Origin of the sequence: Pseudomonas linyingensis (assembly GCF_900109175.1) — a bacterium.
GTDB classification, from domain to species: Bacteria; Pseudomonadota; Gammaproteobacteria; order Pseudomonadales; family Pseudomonadaceae; genus Geopseudomonas; species Geopseudomonas linyingensis.
Map to the genome: position 1 here is coordinate 51,599 of NZ_FNZE01000020.1, position 17,988 is coordinate 69,586.

At 70.1% G+C, this 17,988-nt stretch carries 16 protein-coding genes; 7 read left to right on the plus strand and 9 right to left on the minus strand.

The annotated features are described in order from the left end of the window. The first annotated feature begins 27 nt into the window (after positions 1-27). From bluB to cobC, 7 genes are read left to right on the plus strand one after another with little or no spacing between them, the layout of a single operon-like run. Complete coding sequence (gene bluB / locus BMZ19_RS19470) at positions 28-717, plus strand: 5,6-dimethylbenzimidazole synthase (protein ID WP_090313244.1); 690 nt, start codon at positions 28-30, stop codon at positions 715-717. Beyond that, on the plus strand, positions 714-1,622 hold the full coding sequence (gene cbiB / locus BMZ19_RS19475; protein ID WP_090313245.1) for an adenosylcobinamide-phosphate synthase CbiB: 909 nt from the start codon (positions 714-716) through the stop codon (positions 1,620-1,622). Before bluB ends, cbiB begins: the two co-directional genes overlap by 4 nt. Further along, positions 1,615-2,613, plus strand: a complete 999-nt coding sequence (gene cobD / locus BMZ19_RS19480) for a threonine-phosphate decarboxylase CobD (protein ID WP_090313246.1) — start codon at positions 1,615-1,617, stop codon at positions 2,611-2,613. The genes cbiB and cobD overlap by 8 nt, the downstream gene beginning before the upstream one ends. After that, the gene (locus tag BMZ19_RS19485; protein WP_090313247.1) at positions 2,610-4,061 is read left to right on the plus strand and encodes a cobyric acid synthase; all 1,452 of its coding nucleotides are present in this window, start codon (positions 2,610-2,612) and stop codon (positions 4,059-4,061) included. Before cobD ends, BMZ19_RS19485 begins: the two co-directional genes overlap by 4 nt. A 32-nt stretch (positions 4,062-4,093) precedes the next feature. Then, positions 4,094-4,615: a bifunctional adenosylcobinamide kinase/adenosylcobinamide-phosphate guanylyltransferase gene (gene cobU / locus BMZ19_RS19490; protein ID WP_090313248.1), complete on the plus strand. Its 522-nt coding sequence runs from the start codon at positions 4,094-4,096 to the stop codon at positions 4,613-4,615. After that, on the plus strand, positions 4,612-5,667 hold the full coding sequence (gene cobT, locus BMZ19_RS19495; protein ID WP_090313249.1) for a nicotinate-nucleotide--dimethylbenzimidazole phosphoribosyltransferase: 1,056 nt from the start codon (positions 4,612-4,614) through the stop codon (positions 5,665-5,667). The genes cobU and cobT overlap by 4 nt, the downstream gene beginning before the upstream one ends. Next, positions 5,664-6,278 carry an alpha-ribazole phosphatase family protein gene (gene cobC / locus BMZ19_RS19500; protein WP_090313250.1) on the plus strand — a complete coding sequence of 205 codons (615 nt, stop codon included), beginning with the start codon at positions 5,664-5,666 and terminating at the stop codon, positions 6,276-6,278. Before cobT ends, cobC begins: the two co-directional genes overlap by 4 nt. Positions 6,279-6,321: 43 nt before the next feature. Here the strand turns inward: cobC and BMZ19_RS19505 are convergent, their stop codons facing one another. The 9 genes from BMZ19_RS19505 to BMZ19_RS19545 all read right to left on the minus strand — a co-directional run bounded on the left by BMZ19_RS19505 (position 6,322) and on the right by BMZ19_RS19545 (position 17,936). After that, positions 6,322-7,143 carry a DUF4824 family protein gene (locus BMZ19_RS19505; protein WP_090313251.1) on the minus strand — a complete coding sequence of 274 codons (822 nt, stop codon included), beginning with the start codon at positions 7,141-7,143 and terminating at the stop codon, positions 6,322-6,324. After that, positions 7,140-8,213, minus strand: coding sequence for a DUF2157 domain-containing protein (locus tag BMZ19_RS19510; protein ID WP_090313252.1), 1,074 nt, complete (start codon positions 8,211-8,213; stop codon positions 7,140-7,142). The genes BMZ19_RS19505 and BMZ19_RS19510 overlap by 4 nt, the downstream gene beginning before the upstream one ends. Positions 8,214-8,406: 193 nt before the next feature. Then, on the minus strand, positions 8,407-8,856 hold the full coding sequence (gene azu / locus BMZ19_RS19515) for an azurin (RefSeq protein ID WP_090313253.1): 450 nt from the start codon (positions 8,854-8,856) through the stop codon (positions 8,407-8,409). A 284-nt stretch (positions 8,857-9,140) separates the two neighbouring features. Continuing rightward, a complete protein-coding gene (gene atzF, locus BMZ19_RS19520) occupies positions 9,141-10,946 on the minus strand; it encodes an allophanate hydrolase (RefSeq protein ID WP_090313254.1) in 1,806 nt (601 codons plus the stop codon). Positions 10,947-11,099: 153 nt separating this feature from the next. After that, complete coding sequence (uca, locus tag BMZ19_RS19525; protein ID WP_090313274.1) at positions 11,100-14,711, minus strand: urea carboxylase; 3,612 nt, start codon at positions 14,709-14,711, stop codon at positions 11,100-11,102. A 234-nt stretch (positions 14,712-14,945) separates the two neighbouring features. Then, positions 14,946-15,581 (minus strand): urea amidolyase associated protein UAAP2, encoded by a 636-nt coding sequence (locus BMZ19_RS19530; protein ID WP_090313255.1) that lies wholly within the window; start codon positions 15,579-15,581, stop codon positions 14,946-14,948. 10 nt (positions 15,582-15,591) lie between these two features. After that, a complete protein-coding gene (locus BMZ19_RS19535) occupies positions 15,592-16,320 on the minus strand; it encodes an urea amidolyase associated protein UAAP1 (protein WP_090313256.1) in 729 nt (242 codons plus the stop codon). 12 nt (positions 16,321-16,332) lie between these two features. Then, positions 16,333-17,124, minus strand: a complete 792-nt coding sequence (locus tag BMZ19_RS19540; protein ID WP_090313257.1) for an ABC transporter ATP-binding protein — start codon at positions 17,122-17,124, stop codon at positions 16,333-16,335. Beyond that, the gene (locus BMZ19_RS19545) at positions 17,121-17,936 is read right to left on the minus strand and encodes an ABC transporter permease (RefSeq protein WP_090313258.1); all 816 of its coding nucleotides are present in this window, start codon (positions 17,934-17,936) and stop codon (positions 17,121-17,123) included. The genes BMZ19_RS19540 and BMZ19_RS19545 overlap by 4 nt, the downstream gene beginning before the upstream one ends. Positions 17,937-17,988 lie beyond the last annotated feature (52 nt).

A 17,988-nucleotide genomic window follows, 5' to 3' on the forward strand; every position in this document is an offset into this window, starting at 1 on the left:
GGCCCCGCGCCTGCGACCCATCCGCCAATGACCGACGAAAACACCAGCAAGCCGCAGGAAGCTGCGATTAACTCCCACGCCTTCAGCGAGGCGGAGCGCGCCGCGGTCTACCGCGCCATCGCCGAGCGCCGCGACATGCGTCACTTCAGCGGCGGCAGCGTGGCGCCCGAACTGCTGGCGCGCCTGCTGAATGCCGCCCACCAGGCGCCCAGCGTCGGCCTGATGCAGCCGTGGCGTTTCATCCGCATTACTTCGGTGGAGCTGCGCCGGCAGATCAAGGCGCTGGTGGAGGCCGAGCGGGTGCGCACCGCGGAGGCGATGGGCGAGCGCTCCAGCGAGTTCATGCGCCTCAAGGTCGAGGGCATCGAGGACAGCGCCGAGCTGCTGGTCGCCTGCTTGATGGACGGCCGCGAGTGCTACATCTTCGGCCGCCGCACCCTGCCGCAGATGGACCTGGCCTCGCTGTCCTGCGCGATCCAGAACCTCTGGCTGGCCGCCCGCGCCGAAGGCCTGGGCATGGGCTGGGTGTCGCTGTTCGATCCCGTGGCGCTCGGCGAGCTGCTCGGCCTGCCGGAGGGCGCCGAACCGCTGGCGCTGCTCTGCCTGGGACCGGTCAGCGAGTTCTACCCGCGGCCGATGCTGGTGGAGGAGGGCTGGGCCGAGGAAAGGCCGCTGGCCGACATGCTGTTCGAGAACCACTGGGGCCGGCAGCCGTGAGCCTGGGACTCAGCCTGCTGGCCGGCGTGGCGCTGGACGTGGCGCTCGGTGAGCCGCGCCGCCGCCATCCGCTGGTGGCCTTCGGCCGTCTGGCCAATCGACTGGAAGCGCAGTTCAACGGCCACGGCCGCGGCTGGCGCAGTCATGGGGTGACCGCCTGGTGCCTGGCGGTGCTGCCGCTGACCGCGCTCACCTGGTTGCTGGTGCAGCTGCCGCTGCTCGGCGGCCTGCTGGAAATCCTCGCCCTGTACGCCGCGCTCGGCCTGCGCAGCCTGCACGAACACGCGCTGCCGGTGCTCGATGCCCTGCGCCGCGGTGATCTGCCGGCAGCGCGCGCTGGCGTGGCCAGGGTGGTCAGCCGCGATACCTCCGCGCTGGATGAAAACGGCGTGGCCCGCGCCAACACCGAGTCGGTGCTGGAGAACGGCAGCGACGCAGTGTTCGCCGCGCTGTTCTGGTTCGCCATGGCCGGCGCGCCGGGCGTGGTTCTGTATCGGCTGAGCAACACCCTCGACGCCATGTGGGGCTACCGCACGCCGCGCTTCGAGCGCTTCGGCTGGGCGGCGGCGCGCATCGACGACGTCCTCAACTACCTGCCGGCGCGCCTCACCGCGCTGACCTACGCGCTGCTCGGCCAGAGCCGCCGCGCCCTGGGCTGCTGGCGCCGCCAGGCGCCGCAGTGGGACAGCCCCAACGCCGGCCCGGTGATGGCTGCCGGCGCCGGCGCGCTGGGCGTCGAGCTGGGCGGCGCGGCGATCTACCACGGCGAGGTTCACCAACGCCCGACCCTCGGCGAGGGCGCGCCGGCGGATGCCGAGAGCATCGCCGGGGCGCTCAGCCTGCTGCGCCGCGGCGTGCTGCTCTGGCTGGTGCTGATCCTGCTCGGAGGCGGGCTGCATGCTTGAGCACGGTGGCCGCCTGCGCGCCGCGGCGCAGCGCTACGGCATTGCCCTTGGCGACTGGCTGGACCTGTCCACCGCCATCGCCCCCGAGCCCTGGCCGCTGCCGCCGCTGGCTGTCGAGGCCTGGGCACGTCTGCCGGAAGACGATGACGGCCTGAGCGCGGCTGCCTGCGCCTGCTATGGCGCGACCCACTCGCTGCCGGTGGCGGGCAGCCAGGCGGCGATCCAAGGGCTGCCGCAGCTGCTGCCGCCCTGCCGGGTGGGCGTGCTCGAGCCGAGCTACGCGGAGCACGCCCAGGCCTGGCAGCGCGCGGGGCATCGGCTTGTCCGCCTGGACGCCGTCGACATCGACCAGCGGCTCGACAGCCTCGATGTGCTGGTGCTGGCCAACCCCAACAATCCCAGCGGCGAGCTGTTCGCCGCAGAGCAGCTGCTCGACTGGCACGCACGGCTGTACGCCCGTGGCGGCTGCCTGCTGGTCGACGAGGCGTTCATGGACTGCACCCCCGAATTCAGCGTGGCGGCCCACGCCGACAAGCCGGGGCTGATCGTGCTGCGTTCGTTCGGCAAGTTCTTCGGCCTGGCCGGCGTGCGCCTGGGCTTCGTGCTCGCCGAGGCGGCGTTGCTCGAGCTGCTCGCCGAGCGCCTCGGCCCGTGGACGGTCAGCGGCCCGGCGCGGGCGCTCGGCATCCAGGCGCTGGCCGAGTCCAGCGCCGCGGCCCGCCGGCTGCGCGCCCTGCGCCTGCAGGCGGCCGGGCAGCGGCTGGCACAGCTGTTGGCCGCCCACGGCCTGCAGCCGGACGGCGGCACGGCGCTGTTCCACTGGCTGCGCACGCCGCGCGCGGCAGAACTGCACGACTTTCTCGCCCGTCGCGGCATCCTCGTGCGCCTGTTCGACCAGCCGGCCAGCCTGCGCTTCGGCCTGCCGGCGGACGAGGCGGGCTGGCAGCGTCTGACGCAGGCGCTGGTCGACTACCAGAAGGAAACGACATGACCACCCTGATGGTGCAAGGCACCACCTCCGACGCCGGCAAGAGCACCCTGGTGACCGCGCTGTGCCGCTGGCTGGCGCGCCAGGGTGTCGCCGTTGTGCCGTTCAAGCCGCAGAACATGGCGCTCAACTCAGCGGTGACTGCCGACGGCGGCGAAATCGGCCGCGCCCAGGCGGTGCAGGCCCAGGCCGCGAATCTGGCGCCGCACACCGACATGAACCCGGTGCTGCTCAAGCCCTGCAGCGACATCGGCGCCCAGGTGATCATCCATGGCCGCGCCGTCACCAGCATGGACGCCGTCGCCTACCACGACTACAAGCGCGTCGCCATGCAGGCGGTGCTCGAGTCGCACCAGCGCCTGGGTGCGCAGTACCGGGTGGTGATGGTCGAGGGCGCCGGCTCGCCCGCGGAGATCAACCTGCGCGCCGGCGACATCGCCAACATGGGCTTCGCCGAGGCGGTGGACTGCCCGGTGATCCTCATTGCCGATATCGACAAGGGCGGCGTGTTCGCCCATCTGGTCGGTACCCTCGAGCTGCTCTCCGCAAGCGAGCAGGCGCGCATCCAGGGCTTCGTGATCAACCGCTTCCGCGGCGACCTCGCCCTGCTGCAGCCCGGTCTCGACTGGCTGGAGGCGCGCACCGGCAAGCCGGTGCTGGGCGTGCTGCCGTACCTGCACGACCTGCACCTGGAGGCCGAGGATGCCATCGACGTGCGTCAGGTGGTCAAGAGCGGCGAGCGCCTCCGGGTGGTGGTGCCGGTGCTGCCGCGGATCAGCAACCACACCGACTTCGACCCGCTGCGCCTGCATCCGCAGGTGGAACTGAGCTTCGTCGGCCCCGGCCAGAGCATCCCGCCGGCCGACCTGATCATCCTGCCCGGCTCGAAGAGCGTGCGCGCCGACCTGGCGTTCCTGCGTGAGCAGGGCTGGGAGCCGGTGCTGCAGCGCCACCTGCGCTACGGCGGCAAGCTGCTGGGCATCTGCGGCGGTCTGCAGATGCTCGGCGGTGTGATCGCCGATCCGCTCGGCCTGGAAGGCGCACCCGGCAGCAGTCGCGGCCTCGGCCTGCTGGCGCTGGACACCGTGCTGGAAGCCGACAAGCAGCTGCGCAACGTGCGCGGCCGGCTGGTGCTGGAGGATGCCGAGGTGAGCGGCTACGAGATCCACGCCGGCATCTGTCGTGGCGCCGCTCTGGAACGCCCGGCGGTGCGGCTGGACGACGGTCGCGGCGACGGCGCCCTGAGTGCCGACGGCCAGGTGCTCGGCACCTACCTGCACGGCCTGTTCGAGTCGCCCGCCGCCTGCAGCGCGCTGCTGCGCTGGGCCGGCCTGCGCGAGGTGGTCAGCCCCGACTATCATGCGCTGCGCGAACGCGACATCGAGCGCCTGGCCGATCTGGTCGAGGTGCACCTGGATACGGCGCGGCTGCGCGAACTCTGTGGCCTGTAACCGCGCGTCACACCCAACGAGAAGGGCTTTCCATGCTTGAACTGATCCTCGGCGGCGCCCGCTCCGGCAAGAGCCGCCTGGCCGAGCGCCTGGCGCTGGAGTCCGGCCTGGCGGTGACCTACATCGCCACCGCGCAGGCCGGCGACGGCGAAATGGGCGCGCGCATTGCCCATCACCAGTCCCGCCGTCCGGCCGAATGGGCGCTGCACGAGGAGCCCATCCACCTGATGCAGGCATTGGGCGACCACGCGGCGGAAAACCGCTGTCTGCTGGTCGACTGCCTGACCCTGTGGCTGACCAATCTGCTATGCCTTGATGAGGGCGCACAACTCGCCAAGCAGCGTGATGCCTTGCTGCAGCGCATTGGCGAGCTGCCCGGACGCATCATCCTGGTCAGCAACGAGACTGGTTTGGGGGTGGTGCCGCTGGGTGAGCTGACCCGTCGCTATGTCGACGAGGCCGGCTGGTTGCATCAGGCGCTGGCCGAACGGGCGCAGCGGGTCACTTTCTGTGTGGCAGGGCTGCCCATGGTTCTGAAGGGGGAGTCCCTATGAGCGAATACTGGTGGCAGGCGCCCTGCCAACCGACCGACCACGTGGCCCGGCAGAAGGCCGAACAGCGCCAGGCGCGGCTGACCAAGCCGGCCGGTGCGCTGGGCCGCCTCGAGCAGTTGGCCATCGACCTCGCCGCGCTGCAGGGCCGCGAGTGCCCGCACCTGGAGCAGCCGTGGATCGCCGTGTTCGCCGGCGACCACGGGGTGGTCGAGGAGGGCGTTTCCGCCTATCCGCAGGCGGTCACCCGGCAGATGCTGCACAACTTCGTCGCCGGCGGCGCGGCGATCAGCGTGCTCGCCCACCAGCTGCACGCACGGCTGGAGGTAATCGACCTGGGCACCGCCGGTGACGGCGAGCCGCTGGGCGGCGTGCACAGCTACGCCCTTGGTCCGGGCACCGCCAACTTCACCCGCGAGCCGGCGATGAGTAGCGAGCAGTGCCACGCGGCGCTGGCCGCCGGGCGCGCCAGCGTCGAGCGCGCGCGCCAGGTGCATGCCGGGCTGTACATCGGCGGCGAGATGGGCATCGGCAACACCACCGCCGCCGCGGCGCTGGGCTGCGCGCTGCTCGACCTGCCGGCGCTGGCGCTGACCGGTGCCGGCACCGGGCTGGATGACGCCGGGGTGGCGCACAAGCAGCGGGTGATCGACAGTGCCCTGCTGCTGCACCGCCACGATTGCAGCGAGCCGCTGGAGGCGCTGCGCCACCTGGGCGGCTTCGAGATCGCCGCGCTGGCCGGCGCCTTCGTCGCCTGTGGCCAGTATGGTCTGCCGGTGCTGGTCGACGGCTTCATCACCACGGTCGCCGCCCTGTGCGCGGTGCGCCTGAACCCCGGCTGCCGGCCGTGGCTGCTATTCGGCCACCGCAGCGCCGAACCGGGACATGCCCTGGTGCTGCAGGCGCTCAAGGGCGAACCGTTGCTCGATCTCGGCCTGCGCTTGGGCGAGGGCAGCGGCGCGGCGCTGGCGGTACCGCTGCTGCGCCTGGCCTGCAGCCTGCACGGCAGCATGGCCACCTTCGCCGAGGCGCAGGTGAGCGACAGGCCGTCATGATCGTCGACCTGTTGCGCCACGGCGAGACCGAACTGGGCGGCGGCCTGCGCGGGCGCATCGACGATGCGTTGACCGAGCGCGGCTGGCAGCAGATGCGCGCGGCGGTGGGTCCTGTGGCGCCCTGGCAGCGAGTGGTCAGCTCGCCGCTGCAGCGCTGCGCCGCCTTCGCCCGCGAGCTGGCGGCGCGCCATGCGCTGCCGCTGCAACTGGACGATGGCCTGCGCGAGCTGGATTTCGGCGCCTGGGACGGCCGCAGCGCCGCCGAGCTGATGGAGACCGACGCCGAGGCGCTGGGCCTGTTCTGGAACGATCCCTACGCCTTCACCCCGCCGGGCGGCGAGCCGCTGAGTGCCTTCGAGGCGCGCGTGCTCGCCGCCATCGAGCGGTTGCATGGGCAGTTCGCCGGTCAGGAGGTGCTGCTGGTCACCCACGGCGGGGTGATGCGCCTGCTGCTGGCCCGCGCCCGCGGCCTGCCGCGCTCCGATCTGCTGCAGGTCGAGGTCGGTCATGGCGCGCTGCAGCGCCTGCGGGTCGGCGCGGGGCTGCGGCTGAGCGAGTCGTCGACCGATGGCTCCCAGGCTTGTGCGAGGACGTCGGCCTGCGGGCGCTGAGTGTCCCGAGGAAATGCCCACGCGGCAGCGTGGGTACGCGCAGTCAGTCCTGTGAGGCTTCACTGACCGCCATGATCCACGGCTCCAGGCGTTGGCCGAAGGCGACCTCGATGCGGTAGCCGGGAGCCGCCGGGGTGTCGCGGGGCCGGCTCGACAAGCCGGCCAGTGCCCGGTGCCAGTGCCGGGGCACGTTGATCCGTGCGATGGACAGTTCGCTCAGGTGGCCGCGCAGCTGCGCTGGCTTGCCCCACCGACTGGGCCGCACCAACCCCCGGACTATGGCGTAGCGGCTGCGATCGGCGTAGCGCTGGCGCAGCTGGTCGCGGTCGAGCCCGACATCCACCGCATACAGCCGGGTGTCGCGCTTGAGATTGTCCAGCTCGCGGCTCTGGTAATCCAGGCGCTGCTGCAGCTGCTTGTCCTCGGGCAGGGCGGCGAGTGCCCGGCGGGCCAGCTCGACCCGCTCCTGCTGGCGGCGCAGCTCGTCGCGATAGGCTGGGCCGTCCAGTTCCAGCACCACCAGCACCTCGCGTGCGGCCTGGCGCCGGCAGCGCGGTTGGCAGTCCTCCGCGTCCGGGATGCGGAAGCCCAACTGGCGCGTCTGTGCCTCGCTCAACCACCTCGGCGAGCGGCTGCCGTCTTCCTCCCAATGGCCCGGCATGCGCCATTGCAACTGCAGGAGCAGGCCGCTGTTTTCCCGGCGCAGGTAGGCCGGCATCCCGCCCAGTTCGCGTTCGCTGAGCGCCAGGCGGCTGTCCGCCTCGCCGCTGCGGTTGTACCAGACGCCAGCGAGGGCGACGGCGTTGATCAGCAGGATCAGCGCCACCCCGGCGAGCAGGGCGTGGCGACGGTTGAGGCGGCTCATGCGCTGGCTCCTCCCTTGTGCGTGTGGCTCATGCGCAGGCGGCGCAGGACCACCAGGATCAGCACGGCGACCAGGCTCAGCAGCAGGAAAAACAGGTACTTGGGCAGGATCTCCCACCACCAGTCGAACAGCTTGGTGTAGAGGAAGATGACGAAGAAGGTCAGGCCGGTATTGACCACGTCCGGCCAGTCGCGGCGGGTGCCAAGCCAGATGGCCAGGCCGGCGCCGAGGAAGCCGAGCAGCTGGTACACACCCTCAATGAGACCGACCTGCCAGGACAGGTAGCTGGCCTCGCCCCAGTTGGCCAGCACCAGGATCGGCAGGAACAAGGCCAGCAGGCCGAACACCCGGTAGATCGGCGCGAAGCCGCTGAAGCCCTGCTGCTGCACCAGCAGCGGCACGGCGAAGATCAGCAGAGCTGCGGGGAAGAAGTGCTCGGGGAACTCGCCCATGCTCAGCCAGTAGACTCCGCTCCAGGTGCCGACCCGCGCGGCGACGAAGGCCAGCAGGCTGAGCAGCCCGGCGGCCAGCAGCAGGCGGGCGTCGCAGGCGTAGGCCAGCAGCAGGGCGAAGGCCGCCCAGGCCAGCAGGGCGTTGTCGGTCGGGGTGATGTTGAAGATCTGCCCGAGCATCACCGTGTTCAGCACCAGGCAGGCGAAGGCGACCATGGCTGCCAGCTTGCTGAAGTAGCCCGAGCTGTCGCGGCCGCGCACCCAGAAGGTCAGCAGCAGGCTGCCCAGGGCGGCGCCGAGCAGGATGGCGACCTGGGCGCTTTCGCCGAACAGGCCCCAGAACTGGTAGAACAGGAACAGCACGCTGGCGGCCATGGCCAGCGCGCCGAGCAGGGAGGCGATGCGCATGCTCAGCGACAGGCGCTTGGCCTGGCTGTCCTGGTCGATGTCGAAGTGGCTGCGGTAGTCGTCGAGCAGCTGGCGGTGGTGGGCGGCGAGCTGTTCCAGTTGCGCCGGGTCGAGGCTGAGCGCCTGCTCCTGACGCAGGCGCTGCAGTTCGCGGCGGAAGGCCTGGATGTCGTCGGCCCGCTGCTGGGCCTGGTCGCGGCTGAGTGTCATGGCGGATCCTTGCGGGGCACTCGGGGTGTTGGCTGCACTCTAGCGGCAAACGCGCGCGGCAACCACCGGGCCGCGGTCTGAGCGTCAGCGTCCTTCTCCATTCTCGTGGGGGGGAATGGGAGCCCGACCGCTGGGCCGGGGCTTTAGGCAGCAGGCCGGCCCGCTCAGTGCGGGCCGGTTCCAGAGCGGAGAGTCACTTCAGCATTTCGAGAGTGCCTTTCATGAGTGCGGCATGTCCTGGGAAGCTGCAGAAGAACATGTACTGCTCGCCGTCCTTGAGTTTGGCCACCTCGAAGGTCACCGAGTCCGACTCGCCGCCACCGATCACCTTGGTGTGGGCGATCACCCGCGTGTCGTTGGGCTTCAGGTAGTTGTTATCCAGCCCGGCGGCGACGCCGTCGGCCACGACGCCATCCATGTCGGCGCCAGTGCTCAGCACCCAGTTGTGGCCCATGACGTTTTTCGCCATCTGCCCGCTGTGGGCAAGGTTGACGGTGAAGGTCTTGCAGCTCTTGTCTACGCCGATGGCGTTGGTGCTGAACTGCAGCTGGTCGGCCACCTGGATGTCCACCGAGCATTCGGCCGCCCACAGGGGCGCACTGAACAGGCCAAGCAGGGACAGGGCAGCGAGTTTGCGAAACATACGAGCCTCCAGAGCAAGTTGGGCTTGACGCTCCGAGCGGGATGCGCCCAGCGAAGGGGGGAGTCCCGGGATCGGTGCAGAGCCGCGCGTCGGCGAGGCCGACACGGCAGGCAAAGGTGGTGAGCGCTCGATATTGAAGAATAGTCAAAGCGCCAGGGGTGCACTGGCCGCTGGTCAGTCCGCGGCGTCGGGGCGGGCGGCTGCTCGAGGCGATGGCGAAACGCGGCAGCCGGCCTCGTGTGCCGGCTGTCGCGCTGTGGCTTGGCTGGGGCCGGTGACGCGGCTCAGCGCGCCGAAAGCCACGCCCGCCAGCCGCCGCAGGAGGTGATGTCCTCGGCACCTGCCAGGCCGTAGGCGTCGCAAATGAAGCCGGTCTCCCAGCGGCCGTCGGCCAGTTCCACCTTGCCCAGACCCAGCGGCGCCGGGATGCCGGTGAGGAAGGAACCCAGCTCGCGGCTCGGCAGTTCCCAGACTTCCACGGCGATGGCCGCGCCGCCCTCGGCGACGCGGAGCATGCCCGGGCGCAGCGGCGGGCCGCCGGCCAGGGCGTACAGCTTGTAGCTGGGGGTGCTGCGGGTGGCTTCGAGCAGGCGGCCGCCGCGTTGGCGCAGCTGCCAGTTGAGCGCCAGACCATCGAGGTGCGCGCCACACACCACCACGCGGACCATGTCGTGGCGCGCGGCGCTGGCCGGTGCTGGCCGATCCATGGCGCGGCCACCGGCCAGTGGCAGGGCATGCTGACGCTGCACGGCGTCGGCGAGGCCGAGCAGGTACTGGTCGGTGAAGGCGCGGCCGAACAGGGTGACGCCCCACGGCAGGCCGTTGTTCATCACCCCGGTCGGCACCGCCACGGCGGCGTAGTCCAAGAGGTTCATGAAGTTGGTGTAGTAGCCCAGCTCGGAGTTGCGCAGCACCGGTTCCGCGTGCAGCTCGGCGAGGGTCACCGGGCGGCCGATGGTCGGGGTGAGCACGCAGTCCAGGTCGGCCATGAGCCTGTCGCACACCGCCTTGAGCGCCTGCAGGCGGTACTGGGCGCGGAACGCCTCCACCGCCGTGGCGCTCGGCGCCTTGGCCAGCACGGCACGGATCACCGGCAGCACCGCCTCGGGATTCGCCTCCAGCAGCTCGCCGGCCACACTGTAGCGTTCGGCCACCCAGGGGCCCTCGTAGAGCAGGCGCGCGGCTTCAAGGAAGGGCGTGAAGTCGATTTCCACCGCCTCGCCGCCGAGGGCTTCCAGCTGGCGCACGGCGCTCGCGAACTGCAGCGGGCCTTCGGCGCAGCCGAAGAACTGCAGGTCCTGGGCACGCGGTACACCGAAGCGAAATGGGCGCGGCGCGCCGAAGGCGCTGGCGTCGTTCCACAGCGGATTGGCGCGGCTGTACTCGTCGCGCGGGTCGAGCTTGGCGGTCAGCGCCAGCAGCGCACTGGCCTCGCGTGCCGTGGCGGTGAAGAAGGTCACGCAGTCCAGGGTGCGGCAGGCCGGCACCACCCCGGCGGTGGAGATCAGCCCCTTGCTGGCCTTGAGACCGACCAGGTTGTTCAGCGCCGCCGGCACCCGGCCGGAGCCTGCGGTATCGGTGCCGAGGGCGAAGCTGGCCACGCCCAGCGCCACCGCCAGCGACGAGCCGGAGCTGGAGCCGCCGGCCGGATAATCCGGGCGCACACTGTTGCGACACTCGCCGTAGGGCGAGCGGGTGCCGTTGAGGCCGGTGGCGAACTGGTCGAGGTTGGTCTTACCCAGCGGCACGGCGCCGAGGGCGAGCAGCTGCTCGACGATGGGCGCGCTTCTTTCAGGAGCGTAGGCGAAGGCCGGGCAGGCAGCGGTGGTCGGGATGCCGGCCAGGTCGATGTTGTCCTTGATGGCAAAGGGCACGCCGTACAGCGGCAGCTCGCTCGGCGCCTTGCCATCCAGCGCGGCCAGGTAGGGTTCCAGCTCCTCGGTGCTGAGCAGGTGGATGAACAGGTTGAATTGCGGATTGAGCGCTGCGGCCTGGTCGCGCAGGGCGGCGATCAATTGGCGCGGGGTGGTGCGGCCGTCGAGATAGGCGGCGCGCAGGGCGTCGAGGCGCAGGTCGTGGGTATGCTGCATGGGTATTCCTCCGTTGCGGCGGCGGGGCGACTGGCCCTCACCCCCGGCCCCTCTCCCGCTGGCGGGAGAGGGGGGATTCGTGTTGGGCCTGACACTTCAGGCTGGTTGCGGTCTGCTCCCTCTCCGCTCGGGGAGAGGGCTGGGTGAGGGGGCTCAGGCCTCCTCGAGCACCACCACCCGCTGGCCGGCGCGCACCGGCGAGCCGGGCTGCACGCGCACCTCGCGGACCACGCCGTCGCGTGGGGCGATGAGCGGAATTTCCATCTTCATCGACTCGAGGATCACCAGCACGTCGCCGACCTTGACCGTCTGGCCTTCCTCAACCTGCACCTGCCACAGGTTGCCGGCGATGTGGCTGTCAATGCCGTGCTGGCCGGCGCCGAGCGGGGCGTCCTCGCCGAGATCCGGGCCGACTTCCTCGCACTCGAAGTGCGCCTGGCCGGATGCAATCCAGCGCTGGCGCTCGGCGTCGAAGGCGGCGCGCTGCTGGCTGCGGAAGGCGGCGATGCCCTCGGCCTCCTCGTTGAGGAAGGCCTGGTAGTCGGCCAGCGCCAGCTCGCAGTCCTCGATGCGCAGATCGAAACGGCCGAGCGGGAAGTCGCGGCGGATCCGCAGCAACTCGTCGGCGGATACCGGGTAGAAGCGGATCTGGTCGAAGAAGCGCAGCAGCCACGGCTTGCCGCGGAAGGCCTCGACCTCTCGGTAGCGGTTCCACATCTGCAGGGTGCGACCGACGAACTGGTAGCCGCCGGGCCCTTCCATGCCGTACACGCACATGTAGGCGCCGCCGATGCCCACCGAGTTCTCGGCGGTCCAGGTGCGCGCCGGGTTGTACTTGGTGGTCACCAGGCGGTGGCGCGGGTCGAGCGGGGTGGCTACCGGCGCACCGAGGTAGACGTCGCCGAGGCCCATCACCAGGTAGCTGGCGTCGAAGACGGTCCTGTAGACCTCGTCGAGGTTGGGCAGGTCGTTGATCCGGCGGATGAACTCCAGGTTGCTCGGGCACCAGGGCGCGTCCTTGCGCACCGTGGTCATGTACTTGTCGATGGCCAGTTGGCAGGCCGGGTCGTCCCAGGACAGCGGCAGGTGGACGATGCGCGACGGCACCTTGAGATCCTGCGCGGCGCACACCGCGTCCCACAGGCCGGCGACCGTCTCCAGCAGGCGGGCCAGCGGCAGGGTTTCCGGCTGGTAGTGCACCTGCAGCGAACGGATGCCGGGGGTCAGGTCGATGACGCCGTCAAGCGCGGCGGCTTCCAGCGCCTGCATCAGCGCATGGCCGCGGAAGCGCAGCACCAGATCCAGCTCCGGCGCGCCGATCTCCAGCAGCAGGTGGGTGTCGCCGGACAGGCGGGCGACCAGGCGGGTGTCGTCGGCGCCGATGTCGAGGACGATGGGCGTCGTAGGGGCGAATTCATTCGCCGCTTTTGCCGCCCGCGCATAGGCGAATGAATTCGCCCCGACTTCTTCGCGGCGGGCCCAGGCCAGCGCGCGGGCGGTCTCGATGCTCACCGGCACGAAGCGCACCTTGTCGCCGGCCTTGAGCTGGCCGAGCTGCCAGAGGTCGGCCTCGATCACCGTCACCGGGCAGACGAAGCCGCCCAGGCTCGGGCCGTCCGGGCCGAGGATCACCGGCATGTCGCCGGTGAAGTCCACGGCACCGATGGCATACGGGTTGTCGTGGATGTTCGACGGATGCAGGCCGGCCTCGCCGCCGCTGTCGCGCACCCATTCCGGCTTGGGGCCGATCAGGCGCACGCCGGTGCGGCTGGAGTTGAAGTGCACTTCCCAATCGGTGGCGAGGAAGGTGTCGATGTAGGCCGGGGTGAAGTACTCCGGCGCGCCGTGGGGGCCGTAGATCACGCGGATCTGCCGCACGCCCGGCAGCTCGTCGCACAGTTCGGCCGCCAGCGTGGCGCCGGCGGCGGAATCGGCCAGTGGCGCCAGGTGCAGGACGTCGCCGGCGCGCAGGGCGCGGCCGCCGTGGCCGCCGAACTGGCCGAGGGTGAAGGTGCTCTTGCTGCCCAGATAGTCCGGCAACTGCAGGCCGCCGCGCACGGTCAGATACGCGCGCGCTCCGCTGCCTTGAATGGTGCCGAGGCTCAGGGTGCTGCCGGCCTTTACCAGCAGCGCGGTATGCAGCGGCTGCTCGATGCCGTCGAGCTGCACCGGAGTGGCCGCGCCGGTCACCGCCACCACCGCGTCGGTATTGAAGCGCAGGGTCGGCCCGCTCATGGTGATTTCCAGGCCGGCGGCGCCTTCCTCATTACCCAGCAGGCGGTTGCCCAGGCGCAGGGCGCGGTCGTCCATCGGCCCGGACGGCGGCACGCCGACCGCCCAGTAGCCGAGGCGGCCGGGGTAGTCCTGTACCGTGGTCTGGGTGCCGGCACCGAGCACCTCGAGGGTGGTGGCCCGGTAGGCGAGATTTTCCAGGCAGCGGGTCCACGGCGAGCCGCTGGCGAAGGGCGCATCCGCGAGGATCTGGCGCAGGTAGTCGCGGTTGGATTCCACGCCGTACAGCACACTGTCCGCCAGCGCCCGGTCCAGCTCGGCGCGGGCCAGATCACGGTCCGGCGCCCAGGCGATCAGCTTGGCGATCATCGGGTCGAAGTAGGGCGGGATCTCGCAGCCGGCCTCGACCCAGGTGTCGATGCGCAGGGCCTTGCCGTCGGCTTCGGGGAAGGCCACGGCGGTGAGCAGGCCGGGACTGGGCTGGAAGTCGCGGCCCGGGTCCTCGGCATACAGGCGTGCCTGGATCGCGTGGCCGCTGGGCGCGAGGCCCTTGGCCAGCTCGGCCAGCGGCGGCAGATCGCCGGCGGCCAGCTCGATCATCCAGCGCACCAGGTCGACGCCCCACACCTGCTCGGTGACGCCGTGCTCGACCTGCAGGCGGGTGTTCACTTCGAGGAAGTAGAAGCGCTGGGCCTCGCTGTCGTAGACGAACTCCACGGTGCCGGCGCTGCGGTAGTTCACCGCCCTGGCCAGCTTGATCGCCGCCGCGCAGAGTTCCTCGGCCATGCCGGCCGGCAGGTTGGGCGCCGGAGTCTCCTCCAGCACCTTCTGGTTGCGCCGCTGCACCGAGCAGTCGCGCACGCCGAGGGCCAGCACTTCGCCACGGCCGTCGCCGAACACCTGCACTTCCAGGTGGCGGGCGCGCTCGATGTACTTCTCGATGAACACGCCCGAATCGCTGAAGTTGTTCTGCCCCAGGCGCTTGACCGCCTCGAAGGCCTCGCTCAATTCCGCCGCGCTGCGGCACACGCGCATGCCGATGCCGCCGCCGCCGGCGGTGCTCTTCAGCATCACCGGGTAGCCGACCTGCTCGCCGGCCGCCAGTGCCGCATCGAGGTTTTCCAGCAGCTCGGTGCCTTCCAGCATCGGCACGCCATGCTGCTTGGCCAGCGCGCGTGCGGTGTGCTTGAGGCCGAACACGCGCAACTGCTCCGGGGTCGGGCCGACGAAGGCGATGCCGGCGGCCTCGCAGGCCTCGGCGAACGCCGCGTTCTCGGAGAGGAAGCCGTAGCCGGGGTGGATGGCCTGGGCGCCGCTCTTTCGGGCGACTTCGAGGATCTTGTCCACTACCAGATAGGTGGAAGAGGCCGGGCCTTCGCCGAGGCTGAACGACTCGTCGGCCTGCTGCAGGTGCAGGCTGGCGGCGTCGGCCTCGGAGTAGACGGCTACACCCTTCACATCGAGGGTGCGCAGGGTACGCAGGATGCGGCAGGCGATGGCGCCGCGGTTGGCGATCAGGAGTTTTTCAAACATGGAGGAGGCCACCATGCAGTGGCGGGTCGTCCCGCCGGAAATCTTCTGCACCACGGTCGTCCGTGGTTGGAGGCTCGGTGCGAGCTGGTATGGGTGCGTGCCCGGTTCGGCACGGTGCTGTTTGCAGAGCAATTAGCGGGCCAGTCGCGGTATTGCTGGCCTGCGACGCTATCCCGGCGGGATGGCCGCCCTACGAGCGTGCATTGCCGAAAAGCTGCACTGCCGTGGGGCGTTTCAGTCCCATACCAGCACCTCCGCCGGGGTCGGGTTCCAGCCGTTGCACGGGTTGTTGAGCTGCGGACAGTTGGAGATCAGCACGATCACGTCCATAAGCGCCTTCAGCTCGACGTACTTGCCCGGCGCGGAGATGCCGTCGGCGAAGGTCAGGCCGCCCTCGGGAGTGACCGGCACGTTCATGAAGAAGTTGATGTTGGCGCCGATGTCGCGCTTCTCCAGGCGGCCGTCGGTGAGGCTGGCGCGCAGGAAGTTGTCGCGGCAGCTGTGCATGTAGCGCTTGTCCAGCGCGTATCTGACCGTGTTGCTCTCCTGGGCGCAGGCGCCGCCGAGGGTGTCGTGGCGGCCGCAGGTGTCGGCGACGATGGTCAGCAGCGGGTTGCCGAGGTTGGAATACAGCACGCTGCCGGTGGTCAGGTAGACGTTGTTCTGCCGGCGCAGGGTGCGCTGCGGGTCGAAGCGCTCGCGCGGGTTTTTCGCGCTGAAGAACAGGGTGTCGACCGCCTGGTTGCCTTCCAGGTCGAGCAGGCGCACGGTCTGCCCGGCCTTCACTTCGCACAGGAACGGCTCGCCGGCCGGGATGGTGTGGCGGTACACGGCGGATTCGGGATGCAGGGGGCTTTCGATCAGGGACATGGGCCGGACCTCAGATATACAGGCGTTCGGTGTTGTGGAAGCCGCGGCCGTTTTCCGGACGCGAGGTGCGGCACAGCACGCTGATGCCGTCGCTGTCGACCTTGTGCCAGGTGAGTTGCACCGGCTTGGGCGAGTAGACCGGGTTGGGGTCCTGCGGGTGCTGCAGGGCGGTGAGCACCACCAGGGTATCCATCGGCGCGTACAGCTCGACATAGTCGCCGGCGCGCGAGTTGCCGGGCTCGAAGCGGAAGGCGCCGCCTTCGTCCACCGTGACCTTGCTGAACAAGTTGAGGGTCATCAGCAGGTCCTGCAGGTTGAGGTTCCACTTGCCCATCTCGACCAGCAGGTTGTCTGTGCCGTTGCGGAAGAAGCCGTTGCGCAGCTCCTGGTAGCGACCGGCGCCATACTTCTCGCGCACTTCCTCGGCATTCAGCACGCCGCCGAAGCTGTCGTGCCAGCCGCAGGTGTCGGCGGTGATCGCCGCGAGCACGCGGCCCATGTCGGAGTACAGGCAGTGGCCGGCGGTTAGCTTGGCGGTGTGCTGGCACTTCAAGGTGTCCGGCAGGTTGAGGCGCTCGCTCTTTTCAAAGGCATTGAGCAGCAGCAGGCTGACGTTGGCACCGCCTTCGAGGTCGGTGATGCGCAGCAGCTGGCCGCGCTTGAGCACGAAGGAGGTGTGGCCGCCGCCGGGGACGAGTTCCTCGTACAGGGTCGGGCGCAGGGTCAGGGATGCGGTCATGGGGGTACTCCTCTAGAGCGCGGATTGCAGGCCGGCGCCGATATGCGCGGGCAGGGCGTCGACGGCGGCGCGCGCGGCGCGGCGGTCGCTGTTCAGGGGGATGTCGTAGGTCACCCGCGCGCCGTAGGCGTTGGGCGCGTGCGGGTCGACGCGTACCTTGTCGAATACCAGCAGGCGCGTGCCGAGGCTGAAGCCCTCGGACAGGTCGTGGGTGACCATGAACACGGTCAGGTTGGTCTCGCGCCACAGCTCCAGCAGCAGAGCGTGCATGTCCTTGCGGATGCCCGGGTCGAGGGCGCCGAACGGCTCGTCAAGCAGCAGCACGCGCGGCTTCATCACCAGCGCCTGGGCGATGGCCAGGCGCTGCTGCATGCCGCCGGACAGCTGGGTGGCGTACTTGTCCAGCGCATGACCGAGGCCGACCCGCTTGAGGGTTTCGGCGGCCTGTTCGCGGGCCTCGCGCTTGGCAGAGCCGAACAGGCGTCCAAGCAACGGCGTGCGCGGCAGTTCCAGGCCGAGGGCGACGTTGTCGAGCACCGACAGATGCGGGAACACCGAGTAGCGCTGGAACACGATGCCGCGGCTGGCGTCCGGCTCGCCGGCCAGCGGCTGACCGTCGAGGAGGATCTCGCCGCGGCTGGGGCGCTCCTGGCCGAGCAGCAGGCGCAGGAAGGTCGACTTGCCGCAGCCGGAGGCGCCGACCAGGGTGCAGAACTCGCCTTCCCGGATGTTCAGGTTCAGGCGCTCCAGAACGACTTGATCGCCGTATTCCTGCCAGATGTTTTTCACGCTGATGAAACTCATGCCTTGGCTCCTTCGTACCAGGGGAAGGCCAGCCGGGTGAGCTGGCGCAGGCCGAGATCCATCAGCCAGGCGAGCAGGGTGATCCACAGCACGTAGGGCAGGATCACGTCCATCGCCATGTAGCGGCGCACCAGGAAGATGCGGTAGCCGAGGCCGTCGGTGGCGGCGATGGCCTCGGCGGCGATCAGGAACAGCCAGGCCGAGCCGAGCACCAGGCGCAGGGCGATCAGCAGGCGCGGCAGCAACTGCGGCAGCACCACGCGCAGGATCAGCGTCCAGGTGTTGGCGCCGAGGGTCTGCGCCTTGATCAGCAGCTCGACCGGGATTTCGCGGGCGCGCTGCTCAAGGTCGCGGGCCAAGACGGGAGTGATGCCGAGGACGATCAGCATCACCTTGGCCAGCTCGCCGAGGCCGAAGACGATGAACAGGATCGGCAGGATCGCCAGCGGTGGCACCATCGACAGCACGGTGAGCAGCGGCGACAGCGGCGCGCCCAGCAGCGGCAGGCTGCCGGCGGCGATGCCCAAGCCCAGGCCGACCAGCGCGGCGATGCCGATGCCCATGCCCAGACGGGCGAGGCTGGCGCCGGTGTCCTTCCAGAACAGGTAGTCGCCGCTGCGCTTGTCCGGGGTGAAGGCCAGGCGGTCGACGGCGGCGACCATCTGCGTGGCGCTGGGCAGCAGCTTGTCGTTGGGATTGTCGGCCAGCCGCGCCGCCGAGCCGCTGAAGTAGGCGAACAGCAGCAGGGCGAAGGGCAGCAGCACCAGCAGCGGGCGGCCGGCACGGTCCGGGTGACGGTTGATCAGGCGCATGGGAGTTTCTCTCTTGGCAGATTGCCCTCTCCCCCAGCCCCTCTCCCGCAGA